The sequence below is a fragment of the Halanaeroarchaeum sp. HSR-CO genome (assembly GCF_024972755.1).
GTDB lineage: Archaea > Halobacteriota > Halobacteria > Halobacteriales > Halobacteriaceae > Halanaeroarchaeum.
Genome location: NZ_CP087724.1, coordinates 2240141 through 2255415 on the forward strand (window position 1 = coordinate 2240141; position 15275 = coordinate 2255415).

Sequence of the window (15275 nt, forward strand, 5' to 3'; positions counted from 1 at the left end):
CGTGTTCCAGCGGCATCGAGCCGTCGCGTGCCTTTATTGTGCAATCACACCAATCCCCATTCATGTCACTCCGCGTCCTGGTCCCGATGGACGACTCGAAACTCGCCGAACGGGCGTTACGCTACGCCCTCGAGACGCTTCCAGATGCGGAGATCACGGTCCTCCACGTCGTCGGCGGTCCCTCGCCGATGATGGGCGAGGCGACCCGAGTGGCCCTCGAAGACGATGCCGAACGGGGCGGCGACGAAGCAGCAGAGAAGCTACTGGAGACGGCACGGGACATCGCCGCCGAGTACGACGTCGAAATACAGACGCGCGTGGCGACGGGGCACCCGGCGCGCCAGATCGTCGATATCGCGGAGGATTTCGATACGGTCGTCATCGGCAGCCACGGGAGTTCGGTCGTCGAACGACTCTTCGTCGGAAACGTCACCGAGACCGTCTTCAGACGGTGTCCGGTGCCCGTGACCGTCGTCAGGTGATCACCACCAGAACGAGAACAGCAGCGTGAACGTCGCGTAGGCCCCGAACGTCGAGAGGATCGGCACGACGTTCTGCATCACGATGACCCGCCCGGTCGTCGCGGGGTCGAAGAGGTCCGCCGCGGAGGGGATATCCCGCGGGTCCTCGGCCCCGATGTCGGGGACCTCCTGTCCGGGTTCCTCTGCCGTGAGCGCGCCGACCGAGACGTTCGGCGTCTTCTCGCCGCGAACGACCTCGGGGAGGGTCGTCGTCCGCGTCGCGCGACCCCAGCCGAGGCCGATGATGGACGTGGTCGCGATGATGACGAACGAGGCCGGGATGCCGATGGCGGAGAGGCCGACGACGATGACCGAAGAGACGATCGCCACGACGATGGCCGCGGTGAGCGGCAGGTCGGTGATGTCGTTGCCGAGCGTGTCCAGCGTCCGCCGGGCGATGGTGAATGCCCCGACCGCGACGGCGGCACCGCCGAGGAGGATCATGGTGTTCAGATCCGCGCCGGCACCGACCAGCGGGGCGATGGCGTTGGCGATGTTGGAGGTGCCTGAGGAGAATGCCATCAGCGACCCGATGGCGATGACCGTGACCCCACCCACCATCTCCCGTCGCGTCGTGTTCGGGCCGGCACGGAGCCGCGGAACGTGGCCCGACCGATCGAATTCGAAGAGCGCGCCGGGCGTCGTATCGATGGCCACCCAGCGATTGATCCGCGGGTAGAAGTACCGGCCGATCATCCCGGAGACCCAGAAGCCGACGATCGGGGCGACGATCCACCAGACCGCTATCTCACCCATCACTTCCCAGTTGAGTTCCCCGGTCGCGATTCCGAGGCCGGCGATGGCCCCGACTGCGGTCATCGACGTGGAGGCGGGAACGCCGTAATAGTTGCCGACGAAGAGGGCGCCGCCGATGAAAAAGAGCACGACGATACTCGATTCGATCGTGAACACACCGGGGTCGGTGACGAGTTCCACACCCAGGGTTTCGACCACCCTGCGGCCGATGGTCCAGCCGCCGATCATGAAGAATATCGACATCAGCGCCGCGGCGCCGGTCTTCGAGATGGCGTTCGATCCGACCGCAGGACCGAACGCGGGACCGGTCGTCGCACCCCCGATGTTGAAGCCGACGAACAGCGCGACGATAGTTCCGAGCAGGAAGAGCAGTTCGGCCATACAGTGAGCACTATCTCGAAGTTCCTTAAACGGACCGTCCGACCGGCGCCGCAAACGCGATCTGCCACCACGAGCCACGCCCCGGCCGGGCGTCAATGGATGCCTATTCCCGTCTGGAGGCCAGATGGCAGACCATGTACGGACTACGAGCGGACACTACGGGATCAGCGGAGGGATCCCGATGAACCCGAGCCGGGTCGACTTCGTCGTCGACCTCCTGTACGGCGTGGCGATCTTCGTCGCCATCGGGCTCATCTTGCTGGTCGGAACCGGCGTCGGTATTGCGTTCGGACTGGGCGTGCTGGTCTCCTACGTCATCCACATCGGCTGGAAGATGGCACGGTTCGACCCCGACTGGATGACCACCGAGGTCGCCGAACGCGTCGAAGAAACGGTCACGAAGGAAGTCGGCGAGGCCGTCAGCAAGGAGGTCGGCGATACCGTCAAAGAAGAAGTCGGTGAGACGGTCAGCAAAGAGGTCGAAGAGACCGTCAGCAAGGAAGTCGGTGCGACGGTCAAAGAAGAGGTCGGCGAGGCCGTCAAAGAAGAAGTCGGCGAAGCCGTCAGCAAGGAGGTCGGTGCAACCGTCAAAGAAGAAGTCGGCGAGACGGTCAGCAAGGAGGTCGAAGAGACCGTGAGCAAAGAGGTCAAGACAGTCAGCGAAGAGGTCGAGAAGACGGTCAGCGATACGGTCCACAAGGAGATGGACGAAGTGGCCGAGAAGGTCGGCGAGACCGTCAAAGAGGAAGTGACCGAGGACGTCGGCAAGGCCGTCGGCGTCGAGGTAGAACGGGCGGTCGGCGACGAAGTCGAGAAAGCGGTGGGCAAAGAGGTCGAGAAGACGGTCGGCAGGGAGATCGACGAGGTCATCGAGAAAGTCGACGAGATCAGCGAGAACGAGGACGATGACGAGGAATAGTCGGTCTGCGGGGCCGGACTAACCAGATCGCGCCGAGCGACACCCTACACACCCGGATCCGTTTCTACGAGGGAGATTCCTCCGTCTGTCCCGCCTCTCCCGCATCGGCGGACTCCGCTGTCGCTTCGAGGTCGTTCGGGTTGCGACGCCGCCAGGAGACGAAAAAGGGGATCATGACGAGCGCGATGGCGATCTCGATGCCCCCGACCGCGAGGAAGGCGTCCCGGAAGCCGCGTTCCGAGGCGATGATCCCACCCGCGAGGATCCCCGCGAGGAATCCGAGGCTCCCGAAGATGTTGAACCCGGCCATCGCGACGCCACGCTCCGTCGCGTCGGCCATATCGGTGACCAGCGCCATCGTGGCCGGCGCCATCAGCGCCCCGAGCACGCCGACCACGAACAACATCGCCCCAGCGGGCCGCGGTCCCGCCGCCAGGCCGACGCCCACGATACCCAGTCCGTAGGCCGCGGACCCGGCGACGATCGGTATCGTCCGCCCGATCCGATCCGAGAGAACGCCGAAGGGGTACTGGAACAGCGCGAACGGCGCGAAAAAGAGTGCGAGCATCGCGCCGGTGGCGCCGGGATCGAGTTCGAAGACGGTCCGGAAGTACAGCGTCCCGACGAGCGCGAAGAATCCGGCGGTGAGGCGGTCGATGAACCCGAAGGCGTAGGGCACCCCGAGTACGGGGCGGGAGCGGACCGTCTGGACGGCCCGCCGAAACGTCTCCCGCTGTGGGTTCGCCGCCCGCTCCTCGACGAACAGCGCGAGACCGGCGACCACTACGAGGAACCCGCTGGCCGCAAACAGCGGCACCAGCGGTCCGACCTCGTAGAGTTGGCCCCCCAGCGGTGACCCGATGGCTGTCCCGAGGCCGATGGCGATCCCCGCCGCGCCCATGTTCCGACCGTGCCCGCCGTCGAGGTCCATCAGCATCGTCATCGCGAGCGAGAGTGCGCCGATGGTGGCGGCCCCCTGAAGAACGCGCACGCCCAGGACGGTCCCGAATGTCACCGTGGTGAACCGCGGCAGCACGGCGAGGAGGCCGTACCCGACGGCTCCACCGAGGGCCCCCAGGACGACGAAAGCCCGGCGGCGCCCGGCGGCGTCGCTCGCCGCGCCCCAGACCCCCGCGAACGCGACGAATGCCGCAAACTCGGCGGCGAGAAACCACATGCTCGCGTCGAGGGCCGTCTCGGCGCCCAGGGCGGCGACGAGGGTGTCGATACCGGGGTAGAGGAGCACCTGGGAGAGCATGATGGCGAACACGACGGCGGCGAGCGCGAATCGGTCGCGGCGATTGGTCATACTGAGAGCGGCGTCTCGGGAGATGACTGGGGTGGCCAGGACCGTATATATACGGGATGCGGCGAGGATGGACGGCGCCGTGGCCGTGATGGACCGCTCCCACCTTGCGGTTCCATCCCTTCGTCGGTCGAAACCCGTACCGGGACGGTCGGAGACGGTGGCCGGTAGCCACTCGGCCAATCGCCACCAGGGGGCCGCTGGCTCTGCCGACGACCACCGGTTGCCGGGGACCGGCCGAAGCGCTATCCGACCGTCAACACCGGTATGGGCGATCGCCGGAGGAGCCGTCCGGTGATACTCCCGAGCACCTGGTCCGGGGTCGCGCCCCGACCGCGGGTCCCCATCACGATCAGGTCGGCGTCGATCCCCGCGGCGTACTCCAGGATCTCCGCTTCCGGGAGGCCCCGGAGGACGTCCGTCGTCGTCTGGAGGTTGCGGTCACGGGCCAGTGATGCGATCTCGTCGACGGCGTTCTGTCCCCCGTCCTTGAGCAACCCGAGGATGCTCCGTGGCGTATCCTCGAAGTCGTACGTCGACGTGTCGACGACGTAGACCAAGTACACGTCGGCGCCGTATCGCTCGGCGAATTCGATGCCGCGTTCGGCCGCCCGCGCCGCTGGATCGCTGCCATCGGTCGGGATGAGGACCGTGTCCACCAGTCCATACCTCGACGACGGGACCGTGGCACCGGCGGCGAGTGGGACCGAGAGGACCGGTACCTCCGAGACGACCGCGACTCGCTCGGTGGTGCTTCCCAGCCGACGGTCTCCCCCGCCGGAGCGACCGCGGGTTCCCATCACGATCAGGTCGATGGCTTCGCGCTGACTGTACTCGAGGATCGTCCGATAGGGGACGCCCTCCAGGACGTCGCTCACGACCTCGACGTCGTAGTCGCTGGTGAACTCCCGCACTGCCGCGGTCGCTTCGTTCCCGCGTGCTACCAGGGCCTGTCGCAGTGTCGTCTGTGCCTGAGACTCGCTCGAGACTGGTTCGGCACCGCTGTCGGCCACGTACAGCGCGTGGACCGTCGCGTCGTCCATCCGGGCGAGGTCCACGGCGCGAGCGAGCGCCCCGTCGATCTCGGGGCTCCCATCGGTCGGAACGAGAATGGCGTCGAACATCCTACCGCCAGGTACGTTCCCCGATATAGTATAACCTGTCCAACAATTTCGCCATCGCGAGACGGTTTCGACTCGCTGGTCGGCCAGTCGAGAGAATACGGGTACCGACGGTCAGTTCGAGTGCGCAGGGAAGAATCGCACCCTTTGGTTCGATAGTTCCGCACAGGCCACCAGCTGGGTACCCATGGCGGTTGATTTCGATCGGGGGCCAGGTCACATCGAACACGGTACTGCGTCGTCACCCTCGTACGGTCCCTCGTACAGGGCACACCAGTCGCAGGGATGGATCTTGCCGTCGACGAGGAGGCACGCGCCGTAGTCGTCGTCGTTCTGGTCGGGGACGAATTCCTCACAGTTGCCACAGTGCTCGTCCCCCTCCGGAATGTGCTGGTAATTGACCGTCTCCGCATCTTTGGCCTGCACGAGGTCCGGGTCGCGGTCCTCGCCCTCGAAGGCCGTTCCGGTCGCCTCGGCGTCCGCCAGGCTCCCATCGTCGGGATGCGGAACCTCGTGGTTCGGTTCGGGTTCCCCACCGTTCCCGTCCCCACCACACCCAGCCAGTGCCGTGACGGCCGCCACACCGGTGTATCTCAGGTAGGCCCGCCGATTCGCGAGCGTATCCAGGTCCATGGTAAAATGTCAGCTCGTGTGAACTAAAACCTTTGCTTCGGATCGGCGATGGGGAGCGACACCGCTGCAAGGGGCCACTGGCATGGCGGTACGAACCCGACCGCCCACACCTTGAGTACCCCACAGGGCCTACCGCGACGCATGTGCGGGCGCACCTCGCTGTTCACGCCACAGCCCGAGATCGAACGGCGCTTCGAGGCGACGTTCGAACGCGACTTCGAACCCCGGTACAACGTCGCCCCGGGCGAGGAGCTCGTCGTCGTCCACGACGACGATCAGGAGACGCTCACCGACGACGAATGGGGGTTCGTTCCCCACTGGGCCGACGATTTCGCCGAGGGTCCGCGCCCGATAAACGCTCGTGCCGAGACGGTCGACGAGAACGACCTGTTCCGCTCGGCGTTCGAGAACCGGCGGGCGCTCGTCGTCGCCGACGGCTTCTACGAGTGGCAGGGTGATCGGGGCGGCAAGCAGCCCTACCGGGTCGCCATGGCGGAGAACCGGCTGTTCGCGATGGCCGGCATCTGGAGTCGGTGGGCGAACGGCGGGGCGGAACGGACCACCGTCGCGATCATCACGACCGACGCGAACGACGTGGTCGAACCCATCCACGACCGGATGCCGGTCATCCTCGACGAAGCGCACGAATCGACGTGGCTCGAACCGGACTCGCTCGCGGACGCAAAGGATCTGCTCCACCCCTACGAGGGTGAGGACCTCGGGGCCTATCCGATATCGACGGTCGTGAACGACCCCGCGAACGACTCGCCGGCGGTCATCGACCCGATCGGCGGTGAGACCGGCCAGACCGGTCTCGATTCGTTCGGGTCGGATTGATCGGTGGGTCAGCAACCTCCAATTTCGCTAGATTCCTCACGTGCCGCTTCGTCGCGGTACCCATTCCGCGCCGCGTGAACGACGTCGCGGCTCGTTTCGACCTATCCCGGGTTGAGTCACGCAACGTCCAAATTCCTCATCTGGACCGTATACCCCCACCGATTGTACAGCAGATGCCCAGCGACCGACGAAGCCGCCACCAACAACGAGTGCTGATTCTATCGTAGTGTGATGGGCTCAGGCTTCCACCGAACGAGACGGTTCACTCATCGCGAACGTAGTGAGCGATGAGGACGTTTTTGGTGTGCTCACCGAGCGTAGCTCGGTGGCACTACCAGACCGCGAAGCGGTCTGGCTTGCAGTCAGAAGCACCGCTTCTGACGACATCCAGCAGAAGCTTCGCTTCTGCGCGAGAGATTTTTGCGAGATGGGGTCCCACAGCGAGCGCTAGAGAGCGAGGAAACCCATCTCGTAAAACGGTCCAATGGGACCGTCGAAGCATCGCTTCGCGAAGCTTCTGGCTCCCACTTCTTCCTCACTACGTTCGTCAGAAGTGGGACCGTCGAAACGTCGCTACGCGACGTTTCTGGCTCCCATTTTCTCCTCACTTCGTTCGTCGAAAATGGGACCGTCGAGATTCGAACTCGAGTCCGACGGACCCCATCCGCCGAGGATACCAAGCTACCCCACGGTCCCGCACTCGGACCAAAGCGTGACCGCGCATTAAGGCCTTCGTTCCACCCCTGCCACGACTGGGCGTTTATCAACGATGACCGGGCAAGCGACCGCCATCCCACCGCCCGGATCCCGAGTCGGACCCGCGAAATCGTGACACGCCCGCTCGGGACCCGCCAGTGTCACGTGTTCGCCCTACACCAGTACCCGTTCCAGGTCGACGACCAGTCCCTCGTCGGCGTCCGCGTCGCCAACCAGCCGGCCCAGGCAGACGGCGGCCCCGTTCGGGGTGTAACAGGCCACGAGACTGTCCTCGGGAGCGTCGTCCGCGTCGATGACGCCGGGGGCGTAGACCGGCGCGCCCTCGGCGACCTCTTCGGCGGCACTCGGCGCGATGGTCACGCTCGGGATGTGTGTCAGCGCCCGCTCCGCGGGATGGACGACCTCGCGAAGCCACTCGTCGTCCCCGTCGTCTCGCCAGACGGCCAGGGCGTCGGCGAGGTCGTGCAGCGTGACCAGGTCGGTGTCGTCGAAGGGGTCGGTGCCGGTGCGGCGCAGGTCGCCCATGTGGGCGCCGGTCCCCAGCGCCAGCCCGACGTCGTGGCAAAGCTTCCGGACGTAGGTCCCGCTCTCACACCGGATGTCGAGCAGCGCCTGGCGATCTGCCACCTCGAGGACGTCGAGGTCGTGAATCGTCCGGGTGCGCAAGCGGCGTGCGACGGCGCTCTTCTTCGGGGGCTTCTGGTAGATCTCGCCCTCGAACTCGGCGACGACCGATTCCAGATCGGCCGGCGGGTCGTCGTGGAGTTCGAGGACGGCCACGTACGACTTCGCGCCTTCCAGGAGCGCGGGGACGAGGCGGGTTCCCGCACCGAGCAGGACCGGGAGACAGCCGGTGACCTTCGGGTCGAGCGTTCCGGCGTGAGCAGCCTTCTCGACGCCGACCGAGTCGCGGATCCAGGCCGAGACCTGGTGGGCCGACGGGCCGGGCGGTTTGTCGAGGTTGAGGACGCCGAACTCGAGTAGCGCCTCGGGATCGCGGTCGTCCGGTGCGTCGCGAAGGTGTGGCATGTCAGAACTCGTAGTCCACGCCTTCGATGGGGAACGCGCCCTCGTCATCGTCGGGATCGTACTGCGCGACGGCCGTTCGAACGACCTCCATGACGCCCTCCGGCCCCCAGCGTGCGGTGTTCACGGAGAGGTCGTAGATGGAGCGATCGGAGAAGTCGATGTCGTAGTACCGGCGGTAGCGGACGACCTCGCTCTCTGCCCGGGCGTGGAGGGTACGTCGGGCCTCCTCGATCGGCGTGTTCTCGCGGTCGGCGACGCGGGCGGCCCGGACGTCCTCTGGGGCGTCCAGCCAGACCCGAATATCCGCGTAATCGCCGGCCATCCACCCGGAGAGTCGGGATTCGAGCACGAGGTCGTCCCGCTCGCGGGCCGTCTGGCGCAGCCGTCGGTCGAGGTCGCGGTCGATCTGGTCGTCCTCCTCGGCGAGTTTGTTGAATTCGAGCGGCGTATAGTCTCGCTCGTCGGCGAGCGAGCGAAAGATGTCGCCCCCGGAGACGTGCTCGTAGCCGAGTTCCTCGGCGAGCGCCCGGGCAGCGGTGCTCTTGCCGCTACCGATGGGACCGGAGATGGTGATCAACATAGTCGAAGTGAGACGGGACGAACTAAAGGGATTGTGAACCGGTCGGCGACCCCGTCGAAACGAGAACCGGTTCAGGACGTCGGCGTGGTCTGGATGTTCAGCGCTTTCCGGATAACCTGGGAGAAGCTGATCGACGCCAGGATGTACCAGAGGATCCACGCCTGGAGCGGGCCGACGACGCCCGACCGCCAGGAGTCGACCGAGCCGACGATCGGCATAATGATCTGGTCGGGTTCGACCCCGACGATCTGCCCGGAGGCCCCTGGCAAAATCTTCCAGTACATCCAGAGGAACACCGGGATGGTGATCACCATGATCCAGACCATCGGGCGGAACTGCTCTTTGAACATCCCGAGCTGGTCGCCCATCGCGTCCATCTGCTCCTCGCGGATGCGGTCGAGGGCCTCGTCGTCACCGCGTTCGCGGGCCGCTTTCTGGCGCTCCTGGATGTCCTTCATCCGTTCCTGATAGGCACCCATCTTGTCCATGTTCATCAGGCTCCCCTGAAGGACCGTCGAGTACAGGCCGGTCATCACCGCGAGGACGATGATCACGGCGTAGAACGGGAGTATCGCGTCGAGCGGGCCCAAAAAGACGTCCATCGCGGAGCCGATGATGTTCCGGACCGGACCGAAGGAGTAACCCGCGAACAGGCCGAGCGAGAACAGGGCTGCGGCCTTGTCGTAGGTTGTCCAGCTCGTCTCCTCGTCCTCGATGTCTTCCGGTGCTGGGGAGGAGCCCGATTCACCATCGCCCGCGATGTCGAGGCCCTCGCGGACGGCTTCCGGGTCGGCGAAACGGAACCCATCGTCGCCCTCCACGAGGACGTCCTTCTGGAGGAGGCGGCCCCACTGTCCGCTGGTGAGGTCTCCCTTCACGTCCCGCCAGCGGAGTTCGTCCTCGGATTCGAGCAGGTCCGCGAGCACGCTCTGGAGGGCCGGGTCCTCCTCGACGAGGTCGCGTACCTTCTCCGCGGTTCGTACCATTATCTGTCTCTCGGCGACCGGAGGTTAAGAACCTTTTACAATCTCACGGGTCGGCGCGCTCGGCCACCGCCTCGTGCACGTCGGTCCAGACTTCATCGGGGGTCTGTTCGCCGTCGATCTCGACCAGGGTTCCCTTCTCCCGGAAGTACTCGATGACCGGTTCGGTGCTCTCGCGGTAGGTCTCGATGCGGTCGCGAGCGACCGCCTCGGTGTCGTCGTCCCGCTGGTAGAGGTCGCCGCCGCACTCGTCACAGACCCCGGGCTCCTCGGGTGGGTTGAACTCGACGTGGTAGTTCGCCCCGCAGTCCTCGCAGACGCGCCGTCCGGTGAGACGGGCGATGAGTTCTGACTCCGCGACGGCCAGGTACAGGACTGCATCGAGGTCAGTGATGCCATCCAGGTACTCGACTTGCGATTCGTTTCGCGGATACCCGTCCAGTACGAAGCCGTCGGCCTCGGACAGTGCGGCCTCCACGATCTCGTTGACGACGGGGTCCGGCACGAGGTCGCCGGCCTCCATGAACTCTCGTGGCGTCCCGTACTCGGTCTCCATGTCCTTGTTCGCGCGGAGGGCGTCGCCAGTGGTGACGTGTTCGACGCCGAACTCCTCGACGAGTCGTCGTGACTGGGTTCCCTTCCCGGCACCCGGGGCGCCGAGAAGCAACACTCGTGGTGCTCCCATACAGGAACACACCGGGTCCACCTATAAAGAAGGTCAGGAACCCCTCGTTTTTGCACCCCGAAGCCGTCCGTGCGCGTATGGGACGATTCGACGCCGACACAGAGACCGACCGCGTGGAACTCGTGGTGGACGCGATTCGTGCGCATCGCGAGCGTAATAGTAGGTTCACCACGCTACAAACCCCCACGGACGCGGACGACGACCCCGAACCGTGGATCCAGTTCGACGCCAGGGAATCACTCCTCAATCTGGACTGCACCGACGAAGAATTGCATCGACTGGAGGGGTTATTCGACGAGTTCGGCGGGATGACCATCCACGAGCGGACGGCACCGGCGGACGTCGACGGCACGAACGTCCGTATCAGGACCCGGGTCGACGACGAACGAATCGCCCAGTTCGTCGAGCAGTGTTTTCGCAGGGTGTACGAGCGTCCGGTCGACTACCGGCTGTGGGTGACGGCGGTCTGAGCCGGACTCGGACAACACTTTATACGACGCGTTCCAGAGCGATGGCATGAGCGTTTTCGCATCGGTAGACGAGTGGCCGAGCACCCTTCGTCACCGCCAGGACCATGGCTGAATCTCTGCTCTCCAGGGTCGTCGTCCCCGTCGCCGGCCCCGATGACGCCGCCGCGACGTGCGAGGTGGCCGTTCCGCACGTGGCCGCGGCCGGTGGCTCGCTGACCGCGGTGTACGTCGTCGAGAAGGCGGGCGGGGCGATCGATAAGGCGTCCGTCGAACAGCGAGAGGAGTTCGCCGAGGAGGCCTTCGAAGCGGTCCGGAGCGCCTGTAACGGCGCCGACGTGGACTGCTCGACGGAAATCGTCTTCGGGACGGACGTCGTCGATGCCATCCTCGATTTCGGTCGCGATACGGACGCTTCGGCAATCGTCTTCTCGCCGCGGCGGGGGTCGCGGTGGCTCGATCTCCTCTCGGGCAACCTCTCGGCGAAACTCGTCAAGCAGGCCGACCGACCGGTGATCGTCTTCCCAAGCGACGGTGAGGAGGAATGAGCGAACAGGAACTGGCGAAAGACCTCGGGCCCCTGGCCGCGCTGACCATCGGGGTCGGGACGATGATCGGCGCGGGTATCTTCGTCCTCCCCGGCCCCGCGGTCGCCAGGGTTGGGCCGCTGGTCGCCGTGGCGTTCGTCCTCGGTGGCGCTATCGCGTTGTTGACTGCCCTGTCGGCCAGCGAACTGGGAACGGCCATGCCCAAGGCCGGCGGCGCGTACTACTACATCAACCACGCGCTCGGGCCGCTGTTCGGCTCCATCGCGGGGTGGGCGAACTGGATGGGGCTCGCGTTCGCGTCAGCGTTCTACATGTACGGGTTCGGCCAGTACGTCGGTGAGTTCCTCTCCGTTCCCGGGGTGGAAATCGGATTGCTGTCGCTGCCTCCCGCGAAGGTCATTGCCCTCTTCGGTGCTGGGTTCTTCGTCGCGGTCAACTACGTCGGTGCGAAGGAGACCGGCAGACTCCAGAACATTATCGTCGTGACGCTGGTTCTCATCCTGGCCGGGTTCACGTTGGTCGGGACCTTCAACGCCGACCTCTCGACGTTGCGTCCGATCGCACCTTTCGGCTACAGCCCACTGCTGCCCACGACCGGACTCATCTTCGTCTCCTTCCTGGGGTTCGTCCAGATCACCTCTGTTGCCGAGGAGATCAAAGATCCGGGGCGGAACCTCCCGCGGGCCGTCATCGGGAGCGTCCTCATCGTGACGGTCATCTACGCACTCGTCCTCGTGGTCTTACTCGCCGTCGTCGAGACGCCGGTCGTCGCGAACAACGAGACCGCGGTCGTCGACGTGGCACGCATGCTCGCGGGCCCCGCCGGGGCGGCCCTCCTTTTGTTCGGCGGACTGCTCGCGACGGCCTCGAGCGCAAACGCCTCCATCCTCGCCTCCTCCCGTATCAACTTTGCCATGGGTCGAGACGGTATCGTTACGGCGTGGCTGAACGAGGTCCACGAACGGTTCGCGACCCCCTATCGGTCCATCGCCGTCACCGGCCTGTTCATCCTCGTGTTCATCGTCTTCGGCGACGTCGAGACTCTGGCGACTGCCGGCAGTGTGTTACACCTCCTCATCTACGGTCTGTTGAACGTCGCGCTCATCGTCATGCGCGAGGTCAACCCGCCCACCTATCAGCCCGATTACGAGGTCCCGCTCTACCCCTTCACCCCGGTCGTCGGTGCCATCGTCTCCTTCGCCCTCATCGGGTTCATCGAACCGATCGTCATCCTACTCAGCGTGGCCTTCGTGGTCTTCGCCGTCCTCTGGTATTTCTTCTATGCGCGCGAGCGAAGCAAGACGACCGGTGTCGCGTCGACGGCCCTGCGGAGATTGCAGGCCGGCCCGGAGACGACCCAGACGGCAGCACCCACTCCCGACGGGGGAACCTACCGCGTCCTCGTTCCGCTCGCCCACCCCGACCACGTCGACGACCTGATGACCCTCGGCGGCGCGATCGGCAAAGCCAACGAGGGGACGGTCGTGGCCGTCCACATCGTCACGGTCCCCGACCAGACCTCGCTCTCCTATGCCGCAGAACACACCGAGAAATTCGACCTCGCCACCGGTGACACGCTCGATCGTGCCGAAGCCAAGGCCGACGAACTCGGCGTCGACGTGGAGACGCACACGATCTTCTCCCACCGGGCCTTCGAGGAGGTCTTCGACGCCGCGCGGACCCACGACGCGGACACGGTAGTCATGGGATGGGGCAAGAGCGAGCACGGGTCGCCAGGCCGGGCGGAGAGTGCGATCGACGAACTTGCCCACGACCTCCCCGCGGACTTCCTCGTGTTGAAAGACCGCGGACTCGACAACTCGCGAATCCTCGTGCCGACCGCGGGCGGCCCGGATTCCGACCTGAGCGCGGTCGTCGCCAGGATCCTCGCCGACGAGTACGGAAGTCGGGTCTCGCTGCTCCACGTCGCCGAAGACGAGGAAACGGGGCAGGAGTTCCTCGAGGGGTGGGCCCGCTCGCACGACCTCGAGGACGCCGAGCGCATCGTCAGGGTCGATGCGGACATCGAATCGGCCATCAAGGAAGAAGCCGAAGACGCCACCCTGCTCATCGTCGGGGCGACCGAGAAGGGGCTCCTCTCCCGGCTGGTCCGCGGATCGCTCGTGATGGACGTGCTGGACGAGGTGTCCTGCTCGGTGTTGCTGGCCGAGACGAAGTCCGAACGGTCGTTCTGGCGACGGTTGTTGGGCTGACTGTCGCGGGGATCTGGATCGCTCCCCCTCTCGTCAGGAGGTCCAGTACGCCCTGGTGAGCACGACCAGCACGGGTAGAATCTCCAGCCTGCCGAGCCACATCAGACCGACCATCACCAGTTTCGTCGTCGGAGGGAATGGCAAGTAGTTGTTCATCGGGCCAACGATGCCGAGCCCCGGGCCGATATTTCCGAGCGTCGCGGCCGAGGCACTTGCCGCCTCGAGGACGGACAGCGTCAGGTCGACGCGCTGGGCGTCGAACACGATGATGGCCGTGCCGAGGACGAATCCGACGACGTAGATGAGCGTGAAGCCGAATATCCCACGGATGTCGTTCTCGGCGACCGGTTTCCCATTGAGCCGGATGGGTTTGACCGCTTCCGGATGGACGGTCACGAACAACTCCCGACGGATGACCTTGAGGATGACGAGCCACCGAATGATCTTCAGCCCCCCACCCGTACTCCCGGCACTGCCGCCGATGAACATGGCCGCGACGATGACGAACGTCCCGGCCTCGTTGAAACCGTTGAAGTCGATGCTGGCGTACCCCGTCGTCGTCACGATGGAGACGACCTGGAAGGCCGCGTGACGGGCCGAGGCTTCGAGGTCGCCCGAGAGCAGCTCCACCAGTTGAATCGACGATTCACCGTGCGTGAACAGCACGCCGGTGACGGCCGCGGCGAGCACACCGAGCACCCCGACGTAGAACTGGAACTCGTCGTCCCGGAAGAGTCGCTTCGGGTCGCCGGAGAGGACGTGCCAGAACAGCGCGAAGTTCGTCCCCGCCGCGATCATGAACGGGATGATGACCCACTGGACGATGGCCGAGAACGCCTCGATCGACCGGGCCTCCGGCGAGAACCCACCGGTCGGCATCGTGGTCAATCCGTGGGCGACGGCGTTGTAAAGTCCCATGTTCGGGGCGAACCCCGTCAGATAGAGGCCGTAGAGAAGAGCGATCTCCAGGAGGGTGATCCCGAGGTACGCCTTCCACAGGGCCCGGGCCGTCTCCCGGATGCGAGGAGTGAGTTTCTGAATGCCCGGTCCGGGCGCCTCCGCGTCCATGAGTTGTGCGCCACCGACGGAGAGCTCCGGGAGGATGGCGACGGCGAGCACGACAATCCCCATGCCCCCGAGCCACTGGGTGAGTTGGCGGTAGAGCATGAGCGCCTCGCCGTGGGTCTCGACCGAGATATCGCCCATCACGGTCGCGCCCGTGGTCGTGAACCCGCTCATGCTCTCGAAGAGTGCGTTCACCGGGTGGGCCACCGTCGAGGCCGTCCCGAAGCCGGCGATCACGTAGGGGATAGCGCCGACCATGCTGACGGCGAGCCACGACATCGCCACCATCAGGAATCCCTCGCGAGCCCCGATATCGACGTCGTCGGGGTAGAGCGACTCGAGGAGCGTGCCTGTCAGCAAGGCCACCGCGATGGTGACGGCGAACGCGAGGATGCCATCCCCGTAGACCACCGCCAGGAAGAGGGGGATGAGAAGCGGGACGGAGAGATACTTGACGACCCGGCCGACAAGCGAGAGTGCGGACCGCCAGTCGACGTACACGTGTCGCGACATC

The 15275-nt window shown here is 65.4% G+C and carries 15 protein-coding genes and 1 tRNA gene; 6 read left to right on the forward strand and 10 right to left on the reverse strand.

The annotated features are described in order from the left end of the window. Nucleotides 1-62 precede the first annotated feature (62 nt). Nucleotides 63-482: a universal stress protein gene (locus HSRCO_RS11690; protein ID WP_259517820.1), complete on the forward strand. Its 420-nt coding sequence runs from the start codon at nucleotides 63-65 to the stop codon at nucleotides 480-482. On the opposite strand, the gene HSRCO_RS11695 is transcribed toward HSRCO_RS11690, so the two are convergent. Beyond that, nucleotides 483-1658, reverse strand: a complete 1176-nt coding sequence (locus tag HSRCO_RS11695; RefSeq protein WP_259517821.1) for an inorganic phosphate transporter — start codon at nucleotides 1656-1658, stop codon at nucleotides 483-485. Between the two features lie 181 nt (nucleotides 1659-1839). Here HSRCO_RS11695 and HSRCO_RS11700 point away from each other — a divergent pair, with 181 nt between their 5' ends. Beyond that, nucleotides 1840-2577 (forward strand): hypothetical protein, encoded by a 738-nt coding sequence (locus HSRCO_RS11700; RefSeq protein ID WP_259517822.1) that lies wholly within the window; start codon nucleotides 1840-1842, stop codon nucleotides 2575-2577. Between the two features lie 64 nt (nucleotides 2578-2641). Here the strand turns inward: HSRCO_RS11700 and HSRCO_RS11705 are convergent, their stop codons facing one another. From HSRCO_RS11705 to HSRCO_RS11715, 3 genes are all read right to left on the reverse strand, one after another. After that, nucleotides 2642-3886: an MFS transporter gene (locus HSRCO_RS11705; protein ID WP_259517823.1), complete on the reverse strand. Its 1245-nt coding sequence runs from the start codon at nucleotides 3884-3886 to the stop codon at nucleotides 2642-2644. A gap of 242 nt (nucleotides 3887-4128) precedes the next feature. Then, nucleotides 4129-5007 (reverse strand): universal stress protein, encoded by an 879-nt coding sequence (locus HSRCO_RS11710; RefSeq protein WP_259517824.1) that lies wholly within the window; start codon nucleotides 5005-5007, stop codon nucleotides 4129-4131. 213 nt (nucleotides 5008-5220) lie between these two features. Next, on the reverse strand, nucleotides 5221-5637 hold the full coding sequence (locus tag HSRCO_RS11715) for a high-potential iron-sulfur protein (RefSeq protein WP_259517825.1): 417 nt from the start codon (nucleotides 5635-5637) through the stop codon (nucleotides 5221-5223). Between the two features lie 141 nt (nucleotides 5638-5778). Between HSRCO_RS11715 and HSRCO_RS11720 the strand changes: the two genes are divergently transcribed. After that, a complete protein-coding gene (locus HSRCO_RS11720) occupies nucleotides 5779-6474 on the forward strand; it encodes an SOS response-associated peptidase (RefSeq protein WP_259517826.1) in 696 nt (231 codons plus the stop codon). 623 nt (nucleotides 6475-7097) lie between these two features. On the opposite strand, the gene HSRCO_RS11725 is transcribed toward HSRCO_RS11720, so the two are convergent. From HSRCO_RS11725 to HSRCO_RS11745, 5 genes are all read right to left on the reverse strand, one after another. Next, a tRNA-Pro gene (locus HSRCO_RS11725) sits at nucleotides 7098-7170 on the reverse strand. 174 nt (nucleotides 7171-7344) lie between these two features. After that, nucleotides 7345-8220, reverse strand: a complete 876-nt coding sequence (locus tag HSRCO_RS11730; protein ID WP_259517827.1) for an RNA-guided pseudouridylation complex pseudouridine synthase subunit Cbf5 — start codon at nucleotides 8218-8220, stop codon at nucleotides 7345-7347. A 1-nt stretch (nucleotide 8221) separates the two neighbouring features. Then, nucleotides 8222-8800, reverse strand: a complete 579-nt coding sequence (gene cmk / locus HSRCO_RS11735) for a (d)CMP kinase (RefSeq protein ID WP_259517828.1) — start codon at nucleotides 8798-8800, stop codon at nucleotides 8222-8224. Between the two features lie 71 nt (nucleotides 8801-8871). Beyond that, on the reverse strand, nucleotides 8872-9786 hold the full coding sequence (locus HSRCO_RS11740; RefSeq protein WP_259517829.1) for a DUF106 domain-containing protein: 915 nt from the start codon (nucleotides 9784-9786) through the stop codon (nucleotides 8872-8874). Between the two features lie 43 nt (nucleotides 9787-9829). Then, nucleotides 9830-10468 carry an adenylate kinase gene (locus HSRCO_RS11745; protein ID WP_259517830.1) on the reverse strand — a complete coding sequence of 213 codons (639 nt, stop codon included), beginning with the start codon at nucleotides 10466-10468 and terminating at the stop codon, nucleotides 9830-9832. A 77-nt stretch (nucleotides 10469-10545) separates the two neighbouring features. On the opposite strand from HSRCO_RS11745, the gene HSRCO_RS11750 reads away from it, so the two are divergent. The 3 genes from HSRCO_RS11750 to HSRCO_RS11760 all read left to right on the forward strand — a co-directional run bounded on the left by HSRCO_RS11750 (nucleotide 10546) and on the right by HSRCO_RS11760 (nucleotide 13696). Continuing rightward, complete coding sequence (locus HSRCO_RS11750; RefSeq protein WP_259517831.1) at nucleotides 10546-10938, forward strand: hypothetical protein; 393 nt, start codon at nucleotides 10546-10548, stop codon at nucleotides 10936-10938. A 104-nt stretch (nucleotides 10939-11042) separates the two neighbouring features. After that, nucleotides 11043-11483 carry a universal stress protein gene (locus tag HSRCO_RS11755; RefSeq protein ID WP_259517832.1) on the forward strand — a complete coding sequence of 147 codons (441 nt, stop codon included), beginning with the start codon at nucleotides 11043-11045 and terminating at the stop codon, nucleotides 11481-11483. Next, nucleotides 11480-13696 (forward strand): amino acid permease, encoded by a 2217-nt coding sequence (locus HSRCO_RS11760; protein WP_259517833.1) that lies wholly within the window; start codon nucleotides 11480-11482, stop codon nucleotides 13694-13696. The genes HSRCO_RS11755 and HSRCO_RS11760 overlap by 4 nt, the downstream gene beginning before the upstream one ends. A 33-nt stretch (nucleotides 13697-13729) precedes the next feature. On the opposite strand, the gene HSRCO_RS11765 is transcribed toward HSRCO_RS11760, so the two are convergent. Then, complete coding sequence (locus HSRCO_RS11765) at nucleotides 13730-15274, reverse strand: TrkH family potassium uptake protein (RefSeq protein ID WP_259517834.1); 1545 nt, start codon at nucleotides 15272-15274, stop codon at nucleotides 13730-13732. Between the last annotated feature and the right edge of the window lies 1 nt (nucleotide 15275).